The following is a 10,036-nucleotide window of genomic DNA, read 5'->3' on the forward strand; positions in this document are numbered from 1 at the left end:
GGGCTCGTCCTCGAGGGACGGCGGTCACGCAGTCGATTTCGCCGACGCGCACCGCGGCAGGCGCGAGGACCGCCGGTTTCGGCACATCGCTTGCATTCCTTGTCGCCGATGAACCGACGATGGAGCCCGCTCATGCGACGACTCGTGCTGCTGCCCGCGCTGCTGGCGGCGTTTGCCGTGCCCGCCGCGGACTTCCAGCCGGTGGACAGCATCCGCCAGGCCGCGATTGGCGCGATGGCGTCGGCCGGCGAGGCGGAAGCGACGCTGGACCCGAACCTGCGCCTGCCGCGTTGCGCCGCGCCGCTGGAAGCGCGGGTGCAGAACAGTGGTTCGGTCGAGGTCGGTTGCCCGCAGGGCTGGCGCCTGTTCGTGCCGGTGCGGGTACGCCGCAGCCAGACCGTGCTGGTGCTCAATCGCGGCATCGCACCGGGGCAGGTGGTGACCGCCGATGCGTTTGTCGCCGAAACCCGTGACGGCGGCCGTATCGCCGCCGGCGCCTTGACCGACCCGGCCCAGGCCGTGGGCCAGGTGGCGCGGCGGATGTTGACCGCCGGCTCGGTGCTGGGAGCCAACGATCTGGTCGCGCCGCGATTGATCCGGCGCGGCGACAACGTGGCGCTGGTGTCGCGTCGCGGTGGCGTCGAGGTACGGGTGGCCGGCAAGGCGCTGGCCGACGCCGGCGAGAACGAACGGGTGACGGTGGAAAACCTGTCCTCGCGCCGGGTGGTACAGGGCGTGGTAGGCCCGGGCGGCGACGTCTGGGTGAGCCGTTGAGGAAAAAAATGGAATCGGCCCTAAAGTCCCCGGACGGGCGGCCGATACCGAGCTGGCAGGGAAGTACGCCTCGGGTGCGCTTCCGATAGAAAAATGTGGATTCCGTCACTAAAGCTTTGCCTTTGACGGCCGATATGCTGTTTGAACCCGCAACAGGTAGACCGACATGAGCCAGAAAATCGAAGGCAACGCGCCTTCTGCCATCCGCACCACCGGTCCGATCGGTGGCAAGGTGGCGGCGTCCGGCGCCGAACGTTCCCGGCCGGTGGAAGCCAGCGCGGGTGGCGACAGCCTGCGCCTGACCGGCGAAGCCACTGGTCTGCAGGCACTGCAGCGCGAGCTGTCCTCGGCCTCCGCGGTGGATACCGCGCGGGTCCAGCAGGTCCGCGATGCGCTCCAGGCCGGTACGTACCGGATCAATGCCGAGGCGATCGCTGACGGCATGCTGAGCCTGGAACGCCAGCTCGGCCAATGAGCGCCGAACTGGAGACCCAGTTCGAGCGTCTGGCCTCGGCGCTAGCCGAGGAGCGCCGCGCGATCCTGGAACACGATGTCGAAGCCCTGGTGTGCTCGACCCGGGAGAAGCTGGCCTCGCTGCGCGAACTGGAAAACCGCATGCCCGCGGCCGCGTCCGCGCCGTTCGAGCAGCGGCTGCGCGAGCTGTCGGAGGCCAACCAGTCCAACGGCGCGCTGCTGGCGCGGCGTCGCCGCGAAGTGAACTGGGCACTGCGTCACCTTGGGCGCAGCGAAAGCAGCGGCGCCTACGACGCCAACGGACAGACCGAAGTCCTGCGCGGCAGCCGCCCGATCGCGGTGGCCTGAGGCGCGGTGCGCGCGGCTTGCCGCCGCCGCGACGCTTGCCGATACTGACGGCCCCTTTTTGCCGCAACTCCCTTTCGCGGGGTCATCCGTCGTGAGTGTTTCCTCCGCTTCCCGTCTTCCCGCGGACATCCCGTCCTTCGTCGACATCCAGGCGCTCACCGAGCTGATGGACGATGGCGTGCTGCTGTGCCGCGGCGATGACCGCGCGCTGCATGCCAATGCCTCCGCGCTGGCACTGCTGCCCGAGGGCGAGGAGCCGGAATCGTTGCAGGCCGTACTGGAGCTGGTGCCGGCCGAGGCGCGCCGCGCCGCCCGCGCGACGGGACGCTGGAACGGCGAACTGGCGCTGGAGGATGGCCGCATCCTGCAACTGCGCATCTACCATCACCACGCGCCCGGCGACGACGGCTACGCGCTGATCCTGTTCCACGACATCAGCGAAGGCCACGCGCGCCAGCAGGAGTTGCAGCGCCGGCACGCCCAGTTGCGGCAGACCCTGATCCGCCTGGCCGGTACCCAGGAGCAACTGGTGCAGTCGGAAAAGATGGCCTCCATCGGCCAGCTGGCCGCCGGCGTGGCGCACGAGATCAACAATCCGATCGGCTACGTGCATTCCAACCTGGGATCGCTGCAGGAATACCTGCACAGCCTGTTCGCCCTGATCGAAATCTACGAGCGCGCCCTGCGCGCGCCGGATCCGAAGGCGCTGCTGCCGGAAATCGACGACATGCGCTCGCGCTTCGACATCGACTTCATCACCAGCGACCTGCCGCAGCTGATGTCGGAGTCGCGCGAGGGCATCGAGCGGGTGACCCAGATCGTGCGCAGCCTCAAGGACTTCTCCTACTCCGGGCGCGACGACTCCTGGAAGCTGGCCGATCTGCACCACGGCCTGGACTCGACCATCAACATCATCTGGAACGAGCTCAAGTACAAGGTCACCCTGGAAAAGCGTTACGGCAAGCTGCCGCTGGTGCAGTGCCTGCCGTCCGAGCTCAACCAGGTGTTCATGAACATCCTGCTCAATGCCGGCCACGCGATCGAGGAAAAGGGCCGCATCAGCGTCACCACCGGGCTGGCCGGCGAAGAGGCGTGGATCGAGATCGCGGATACCGGCAGCGGCATGCCCGAGAGCATCCTGCAGAACATCTTCGATCCCTTCTTCACCACCAAGCCGGTCGGCAGTGGCACCGGCCTGGGCCTGTCGATTTCCTACGGCATCGTGAAGAAGCACAACGGCCGCATCGAGGTGGACAGCAAGCCCGGTGAAGGTTCGCGTTTCCGCATCACCCTGCCGGTGCGGCAGCCGGTGAAGGACGCGGGCTGAGGTTCGCGTGGGGTTTGGCGAATGGCAAGGGCAGCCGAGCAGGCCCGGCTCCACGCATCGGTAGAGCGGAGCTTGCTCCGCTGCACTGATACGTCCGTGGAAATGGGTCCCAGCTTTGGCTGGGATGACCAAGTGTGGATTCCCTGGGTTCGTCATTTCCAGCAAAAGCTGGAATCCATGGGCTTTCGCGGGCATCCATGGCCCTTTGCAGCAAAAGCAGCCGAGCAAGCTCGGCACTACGCATCGGTAGAGCGGAGCTTGCTCCGCTGCTCCCCGAACCGAGGCAATCAGCCAACCACGCGGTGGTGCGGCTGGTTCTCGTAGGCGGTGAAGGCCTGGCGGATGTGCTCGCGCAGGTCGTCGTCGTTCCAGGGCTTGGTCAGGAAGCGGTAGATTTCGCCGCGGTTGATCGCTTCGGTGACGGTGGCCAGATCGGTGTAGCCGGACAGCACCAGGCGCACGGTGTCCGGATACAGCACGCGCACGCGGCCGAGGAACTCGGTGCCGCTCATGTCGGACATGCGCTGGTCGGACAGGATCACCTGCACGTCGTTGGTGGCCAGCAGCTCGAAGGCGTCGTTGACGCTGGAGGCGGCCAGGATGCGGTAGCCGTCGCGGCGGAACAGGCGCACCAGCGAACGCAGGATGTTCTCTTCGTCATCGAGCAGCAGCAGGGTGCGATCCGGCTTGGTGGCGGCGAAGGCGTCGGCGCGAAGGTAGCGCCGGCGCAGCACCGCGCCGGCATCCTCGGCCGACATCGGTTCGCCGAACAGGTGGCCCTGGAACATGTCGCAATGGTTGCGGCGCAGGAAACCCAGCTGGATGTCGGTTTCCACGCCGTGCGCGATCACCTTCATGCCCAGCTGGTGGCCCATCGCGATGATCGCGCAGGTGATGGCGACCTCGCGGTTGCTGGCCGGAACGCCCTTCACGAAGCTGCGATCGATCTTGATCTTGTCGACCGCGAAGCGCACTAGCGAATCCAGGTTGGAATCGCCCATGCCGAAGTCGTCCAGGGTCAGGCGCACGCCTTCGCGGTGCAGGCTGGCGAGGGTGCGATGGACCAGATGGGTATCCTTGGCCAGCGCGTTCTGGCGTACTTCCAGCACCACCATCTGCGCCGGGATGCCGGCGACCTGCATCGCCTCCAGCACTTCCATGACGAAGTTGGGGCGCAACAGCTGCAGGGTGGAGACGTTGATCGCGATCTCGAAGTCGTCGAAGCCCCAATCGCGCCAGACCCGTGCCTGCCGGAACGCCTCGCGCAGCACCCAGTCGCCGATCTGCACGATCACTCCGAGCTTTTCGGCCACGTGCATGAAGCGCTCGGGGACCAGCACGCCCAGTGCCGGCGAATGCCAGCGCAGCAGCGCTTCCATGCCGACCACGCGGCCGTCGTGGGCGTTGATCTGCGGCTGGTAGTGCAGGCGGAACTCGTTGTTGTCGATCGCGTTGACGATCTGGCGCGCGATGATGCTGTCGCTGCGGATGCTGATGGCGGCGTCGCGGGCATAGCGGCGGACCAGGTTCAGGCCCTCGTGCTTGGCCTGGCCGACCGCGGTCTCCGCGCATTGCAGCAGGCCGGTGACGGTGGTGGCGTCTTCCGGGCACAGCGCCATGCCGACGGTGGCGGTGAGGAACAGCGTATAGGGCAGCACCGCCATCGGCAGTTCGACCTGATCGCGCACGAATGCGCCGAACGCATCCGGCGACGGCACCTGGGGCAGCCGCGGCATGGCGACGATGAACTCGTCGCTGCCCTGGCGCCAGACCCGCGCCTCCGGGCCCAACTGGGTGGACAGGTGCTGGCCGAGCAGCAGCAGCGCCTGGTCGCCGACATCGGCGCCCATGTTCTCGTTGATGGAGCGGAAGTGATCGATGTCGACGTGCAGCAGCATCAGCGGCGTGCCGCCCTGCACGGCGGACTCGACCATGGCCTGAAGATCCGGATCCAGCGCGCCAAGGCGGGCGATCGATGGCGGCGCGACGGGGTAGGCGGACATGTTCAAGCGTCCGCCATCATGGCGGGCAGTTCCACCCGCAGGCGCATTCCGGCCTGTGCCTCGCCGGGCAGATGGAGCGCGAGGCCGGCGGCGGTGGCACGCGATTGCAGCAGGGCGGCGGTCAGCGGATCCGGCGCGGGACCGTCGTGGTGGACTTCCAGCACGGCGAAACCGGCGCGCGCGGCGGACAGCCGCAGTTCCAGCGAGGCGAGCGTGGGCAGCGGCAGCAGCAGATCCTGCACCAGGCGGAACGCGGCCAGTTCGAGCGCCGCGTCCGCGCGTGGCGCCGGATCGGCCAGTCGCAGTCGCGGCACCAGGCCCCAGCGGGCCTGCCAGCGCTCGGCTTCGCCACGCAGCGAGGCGGCCAATCCGAGGGTGTCGATCTGCGGAGGGCGCAGATCCGCGTAGAGGTCGCGCAGGCGGGCGACGGTGTCGTCGGCGATGCGCACGATGTCGGCCAGATCCTGGCGACGCTGGACGGCGTCGTCCTCGTCGCCGGCCAGGTGGGCGGACATCTTGATCGCCGACAGCGCCTGGCCGATTTCGTTGTGCAGGGCCCGGGCGACGACACGGCGCTCGGCTTCCTGGCGCGCGTACAGCTCGCGCAGGGCGTCCGCGGGGATGGATGGCGTATCGGGGGCGGCGGGTGTGCGGGCCGTCATTGGCAACGGTCAGGTGGACAACCGCGCCAGTATGCCAGTTGCCCGCCGGACCGGCGCGGCGGATACGACGACGCCGGCACCGCGGAGGCGGTACCGGCGTCGCGGAAAACGGATGTGTCGGAACGTATTCGTCAAAAATCAGAACAGTTCGACGGTGCCCGCGCCCATGTTCTGCTGCGCCACCGGCTTGTGCGGCGGGCGTTCCCATTCGCTGCGGCGGTCGCGCAGGCGGCTGCCGATATGGCGCAGGGCCGAGAGCAGCTCCTGGTCCATGACGCCGCCACTGCGATGCAACAGTTCCTGCAGGGCCAGGGCTTCCTGGTTGATGGTGGTCAGGCGGTCCAGGTGGGTGACCGCGCTGCCCAGCGACTGGGTGGCGATGTCCTCGAACTGCAGGGCGCGCACCGCCTCGGCCACGCTCAGGTCGATGGCATGGCCGCACTGGGAGATCTCGCGCATGCCGTCGCCCAGCGAGGCGTTGATGGCGGCGACCTGGGTCAGCATGTTGGCCGCTTCACCGCGGGCCTCGCGGGACCGGTCGAGATCGCGCGAGGCCATGTGCGAGACGGTCTCGCGGACCTTGGCGATGGCGTCCTTGGAGCTGTGGGCCAGTTTGCGGATCTGCTCGTTGAACGCGGTCGAGCGTTCGGACAGGTTGCGCACCTCGTCGGCGACCACCGCGAAGCCGCGACCGGCCTCGCCGGCGCGGGCGGCTTCGATGGCGGCGTTGAGCGCCAGCAGGTTGGTCTGGTCGGCGATCGACTTGACGTCCTCCAGCAGCGAGAAGATGCCGTCCAGGTGCTGGGCCATCTCGTCGATGTGGTGCACGGTGGTGGTGCTCTGGCCGCTGACCTGCTCGAGCGCTTCCACCAGTTGCTCCATGCGCTGGCTGGCGTGCTGGGCGAAGCGGGCCACGTCCACCCCGGCGCGGTCGCCGTCGCCGGCGCGGTCGACGATGCGCGACACCGCCAGGCTCTGCTCGCGGGACTTGCGCATCATCGCGTCGAAGCTTTCGCCCAGGCCGCCGACCGCGTCGCGGATCAGGCCGCGCGCGCGGTCGATCTCGGCGCGAGAGCCATCGATTTCATTGCCGACGAAGCGGCGCAGTTCGTTCAGCAGGCTGTCCTGCTCGCGCAGGATGCTGGTGTGCTCCGCGCTGGGTTTCTGCGCGCCCCAGACCGACAGGAAGGCGAACAGCAGCCAGGCCAGCGTCATCGTGGTCAGGATGGCCCATTGGACCGCACCGGGCCAGTCGAAGGCGACCGACAGCGGGAACACCAGCGTCAGGATCAAGGGAGCGGCAAGACGAACCAGGATGCGCGAATACATGGGTGCTCTCTGCTGAATCACGGTATGGATATCGGCCATGGGGGATGGCTCTTTAGCGTTCGTCGCGGCAATGCGCGATGCGCGGGGAAAACTGTGACCTGGGTGGAGATCCGCCGGGAAAACGGCGGAAACGGGCGGTCAGCGCGATTGCGCGGACAGTTGCACCAGGCGTTCGGCGACGGCGTCGAGCGGTACGGTCTCGCTGGCCGCGCCCAGCCGCACGGCCGCGCCGGGCATGCCCCAGACCACGCTGGTGGCTTCGTCCTGGACGAAGGTCGGGGCGCCGGCCTGGGCGATTTCCAGCAGGCCGCGCGCGCCGTCGTCGCCCATGCCGGTGAGGATCACGCCGATGGCGTTGTCGCCGGCGGCGTGCGCCACCGAACGGAACAGCACGTCCACCGCCGGCTTGTGCCGGTTGACCGGCGGACCATCGTCGATCCGGCAGCGCCAGCGCGCACCGTCACGGATCACCCGCAGGTGGCGCCCGCCGGGCGGCAGGTAGGCATGGCCGGGCAGGATCGCCTCGCCGTCGCCGGCTTCGCGCACGGCCATCGCCGAATGCCGATCCAGGCGTTCGGCGAAGGCGCGGCTGAAGCCGGCCGGGATGTGCTGGGTCATGACGATCGCCGGGGCATCGGCGGGCATCTGCTCCAGCACCACCCGCAACGCCTCGGTGCCGCCGGCGGAGGCGCCGATGGCGATCAGGCGATCGGTGGTCTGGAAACGCAGCGCCCGCGCAGGCTGCGCGGCGGGCAACACCGCGTCGGCGCTCTGGCGCACGCTGGCCGGGCGCGCCAGCGGGCGCACCTTGGCGCGCGCCGCGGCCTTGACCTTGGCGATGATTTCGTCGGCGTAGGACTCCAGTCCGCGGACCACGTCGAGCTTGGGTTTGGAGACGAAGTCCACCGCGCCCAGCGCCAGCGCCTGCAGGGTGGTGTCGGCACCGCGCTCGGTCAGCGAGGAGATCATCACCACCGGCAGCGGACGCAGCCGCATCAGGTTTTCCAGGAACGCCAGCCCGTCCATGCGCGGCATTTCCACGTCCAGGGTGATCACGTCCGGATTCAGGCGCTTGATCTTGTCGCGCGCGATCAGCGGATCGCTGGCCGAGCCGACCACCTCGATGCCGGCGTCGCTGGACAGGATCTCGGTGAGCATCTGCCGTACGACGGCCGAGTCGTCGACGATCAGGACCTTGCAGGGCGCACCCATCAGAACAGCTCCACGCCACCGCTGACCGGCGTGCGCGACAGGCGGGCGCGGGCGGCGGATTCGGCGGCGGCCACTTCGGCGTCGTGGGCGTGCGGCAGGCGCTGCACCACCACCCGGCCGGTGGCGGGGAAGAACCATACCTTGCGCGGATGGATGCCGCACAGGTCCTCGGCGACCACCGGGATGCGTTCGATGTCCAGGTAGCGGCGGACGAACTCGGCGTTGCGGGTTCCGACCGGATTGCTGGTGAATCCCTTCAGCACATTGGCGCCGCCGAACACCTTGGCCTCCAGGCGCGCGCGGCTCGCGCCGCGCTTGAGCAGGTCGTTGATCAGCAATTCCATGGCGAAGCTGCCGTAGCGCGAAGGAGCGCCATCGTTGGCCTGGCCGTCGGGCAACAGGAAGTGGTTCATGCCGCCCAGCTTGAGCAGCGGATCCCGGATGCAGGCGGCCACGCAGGAGCCGAGCACGGTGACCAGCGCGGTGTCGTCATCGACCACCAGGTACTGGGTGGGCAGCAGCTTGGCGGCCGGGGTCTGGAAGCGGGCGTCGTGGTAGCGCAGCACGCTGCCGTCGGCGAAGGCGAGGGCGGCGGCGCTCATCCGCGTGCCCCGGCGCGGCGGTACAGGGTGCGTCCGCACGGCTGGATGATGTCGGCGGCGTGCAGGTAGTTTTCGGAATGGCCGGTATAGAGCATGCCGTCGTCGGCCAGGTGCGGCACCAGCCGTGACAGGATACCGCGCTGGGTCGGCTTGTCGAAATAGATCATCACGTTGCGGCAGAAGATCGCGGTGTACGGACCTTCCACGTCGTAGCGCGGCGCCAGCAGGTTGAGCGGGCGGAACTCGATCAGTTGGCGCAGGGCCGGATGGATGCGGCAATGGCCTTCGTTCGGGCCGGTGCCGCGCTGGAAGTAGCGGCGACGCAGGCCGTCGTCCAGCCCGGCGATGCGTTCCAGCGGATAGATGCCGCGCCCGCCGGTCGCCAGCACCTGGGTGTCCACGTCGGTGGCGAGGATGCGCACCGGCGGCGCCATCGTGCCGAAGGCCTCGCACGCGGTGATGGCGATGGAGTAGGGCTCCTCGCCGGTCGAGGCCGCGCATGACCACAGCCGCAGCGTGCCCGCGCCGCTGCGGCGTTCCAGTTCATCTCGCAGGCGATCGAAATGATGCGGCTCGCGGAAGAACGAGGTCAGATTGGTGGTCAGCGCGTTGGTGAACGCCTGCCATTCGTCGCCACCGTCGCTTTCCAGCTGATCCAGGTATTCGCGGAAGCTGCGCAGGCCGAGCGCGCGCAGGCGCCGCGAGAGCCGTCCGTAGACCATGTCGCGCTTGCCGTCGGCGAGCGCGATGCCCGCGCGCTGGCGGATCAGATCGCAGACGCGGCGGAAATCGCGATCGCCGAACTCGAACTCGCGCCCATGCGCGCGCGGGAGTTCGTCATCGTGCGTGGCGGTGTCGCGGGAACGGAGCGGGGCGGACATGGAGGACTCGTCGTAGCGCCGAGCTTGCTCGGCTGAAGGGAGAGCGGATGGGGCGGTGTTTCGCGTTCGGTGGAGCAAATCCCCCTCAAGCCCCTTCTTCGCTTTCAACAGCCGCATGGCTGGTCAAGGGGGAGGCGTAGAGCCGAGCTTGCTCGGCTGTCGGGATGTTGAGCCGATGGGGACATCGTGGAGCGGAGCAAGCTCCGCTCCGTGGATCAGAACTCCTGCCAATCGTCTCCTTCGGTGGCGAGCGCCGCTTCCACGATCGCGGCAGGGGTCTGACGCGATGAGGTGGATCCCATCCGGGCAGGAGCGGCCTCCGGCCGCGAGCTCTTGGCGGGGTGGGTACCGTTTGCGCGAGAAGCTCGCGCCGGGGACGGCGCTCCCACCGACGGGGATGCGGCCATCGCGCTGTCTTCGATGA

At 68.5% G+C, this 10,036-nt stretch carries 11 protein-coding genes; 4 read left to right on the top strand and 7 right to left on the bottom strand.

All coding sequences use genetic code 11. The annotated features are described in order from the left end of the window. Window positions 1-132: 132 nt before the first annotated feature. The 4 genes from flgA (at window position 133) to ACTJI2_RS02305 (ending at window position 2,923) form a co-directional block, all read left to right on the top strand. A complete protein-coding gene (flgA, locus tag ACTJI2_RS02290; protein WP_183637032.1) occupies window positions 133-774 on the top strand; it encodes a flagellar basal body P-ring formation chaperone FlgA in 642 nt (213 codons plus the stop codon). Between the two features lie 166 nt (window positions 775-940). Beyond that, a complete protein-coding gene (gene flgM, locus ACTJI2_RS02295) occupies window positions 941-1,249 on the top strand; it encodes a flagellar biosynthesis anti-sigma factor FlgM (RefSeq protein WP_141452535.1) in 309 nt (102 codons plus the stop codon). Next, a complete protein-coding gene (locus tag ACTJI2_RS02300; RefSeq protein ID WP_192198987.1) occupies window positions 1,246-1,596 on the top strand; it encodes a flagellar protein FlgN in 351 nt (116 codons plus the stop codon). Before flgM ends, ACTJI2_RS02300 begins: the two co-directional genes overlap by 4 nt. 166 nt (window positions 1,597-1,762) lie before the next feature. Then, a complete protein-coding gene (locus ACTJI2_RS02305) occupies window positions 1,763-2,923 on the top strand; it encodes an ATP-binding protein (protein ID WP_192199019.1) in 1,161 nt (386 codons plus the stop codon). A gap of 287 nt (window positions 2,924-3,210) precedes the next feature. Here ACTJI2_RS02305 and ACTJI2_RS02310 read toward each other — a convergent pair whose 3' ends face one another. The 7 genes from ACTJI2_RS02310 to ACTJI2_RS02340 form a co-directional block, all read right to left on the bottom strand. Further along, window positions 3,211-4,926, bottom strand: a complete 1,716-nt coding sequence (locus ACTJI2_RS02310) for an EAL domain-containing protein (RefSeq protein ID WP_192198988.1) — start codon at window positions 4,924-4,926, stop codon at window positions 3,211-3,213. A gap of 2 nt (window positions 4,927-4,928) precedes the next feature. Continuing rightward, on the bottom strand, window positions 4,929-5,588 hold the full coding sequence (locus ACTJI2_RS02315) for a sensor histidine kinase (RefSeq protein WP_440840951.1): 660 nt from the start codon (window positions 5,586-5,588) through the stop codon (window positions 4,929-4,931). A 138-nt stretch (window positions 5,589-5,726) separates the two neighbouring features. Continuing rightward, window positions 5,727-6,917, bottom strand: a complete 1,191-nt coding sequence (locus ACTJI2_RS02320) for a methyl-accepting chemotaxis protein (protein ID WP_183637020.1) — start codon at window positions 6,915-6,917, stop codon at window positions 5,727-5,729. Between the two features lie 138 nt (window positions 6,918-7,055). Continuing rightward, window positions 7,056-8,129: a protein-glutamate methylesterase/protein-glutamine glutaminase gene (locus ACTJI2_RS02325; protein ID WP_192198990.1), complete on the bottom strand. Its 1,074-nt coding sequence runs from the start codon at window positions 8,127-8,129 to the stop codon at window positions 7,056-7,058. After that, a complete protein-coding gene (gene cheD / locus ACTJI2_RS02330; protein ID WP_183637014.1) occupies window positions 8,129-8,731 on the bottom strand; it encodes a chemoreceptor glutamine deamidase CheD in 603 nt (200 codons plus the stop codon). The genes ACTJI2_RS02325 and cheD overlap by 1 nt, the downstream gene beginning before the upstream one ends. Continuing rightward, the gene (locus ACTJI2_RS02335; protein ID WP_183637012.1) at window positions 8,728-9,612 is read right to left on the bottom strand and encodes a CheR family methyltransferase; all 885 of its coding nucleotides are present in this window, start codon (window positions 9,610-9,612) and stop codon (window positions 8,728-8,730) included. The genes cheD and ACTJI2_RS02335 overlap by 4 nt, the downstream gene beginning before the upstream one ends. Window positions 9,613-9,827: 215 nt before the next feature. Next, window positions 9,828-10,036, bottom strand: a 209-nt coding sequence (locus ACTJI2_RS02340; protein WP_440840953.1) for a hypothetical protein, incomplete at its 5' end; no start/stop codon positions are given.

Origin of the sequence: Pseudoxanthomonas sp. 22568, assembly GCF_052044485.1 — a bacterium.
In the GTDB taxonomy this organism is placed as follows: domain Bacteria; phylum Pseudomonadota; class Gammaproteobacteria; order Xanthomonadales; family Xanthomonadaceae; genus Pseudoxanthomonas_A; species Pseudoxanthomonas_A beigongshangi.

Excerpts from the sequence above, each read along its gene's own strand:
- ACTJI2_RS02325 (WP_192198990.1), bottom strand. The coding sequence starts at position 8,129 with ATGGGTGCGCCCTGCAAGGTCCTGATCGTCGACGACTCGGCCGTCGTA.
- flgA (WP_183637032.1), top strand. The coding sequence starts at position 133 with ATGCGACGACTCGTGCTGCTGCCCGCGCTGCTGGCGGCGTTTGCCGTG.
- ACTJI2_RS02320 (WP_183637020.1), bottom strand. The coding sequence starts at position 6,917 with ATGTATTCGCGCATCCTGGTTCGTCTTGCCGCTCCCTTGATCCTGACG.
- ACTJI2_RS02300 (WP_192198987.1), top strand. The coding sequence starts at position 1,246 with ATGAGCGCCGAACTGGAGACCCAGTTCGAGCGTCTGGCCTCGGCGCTA.
- ACTJI2_RS02335 (WP_183637012.1), bottom strand. The coding sequence starts at position 9,612 with ATGTCCGCCCCGCTCCGTTCCCGCGACACCGCCACGCACGATGACGAA.
- flgM (WP_141452535.1), top strand. The coding sequence starts at position 941 with ATGAGCCAGAAAATCGAAGGCAACGCGCCTTCTGCCATCCGCACCACC.
- ACTJI2_RS02315 (WP_440840951.1), bottom strand. The coding sequence starts at position 5,588 with ATGACGGCCCGCACACCCGCCGCCCCCGATACGCCATCCATCCCCGCG.
- ACTJI2_RS02305 (WP_192199019.1), top strand. The coding sequence starts at position 1,763 with ATGGACGATGGCGTGCTGCTGTGCCGCGGCGATGACCGCGCGCTGCAT.
- ACTJI2_RS02310 (WP_192198988.1), bottom strand. The coding sequence starts at position 4,926 with ATGTCCGCCTACCCCGTCGCGCCGCCATCGATCGCCCGCCTTGGCGCG.
- cheD (WP_183637014.1), bottom strand. The coding sequence starts at position 8,731 with ATGAGCGCCGCCGCCCTCGCCTTCGCCGACGGCAGCGTGCTGCGCTAC.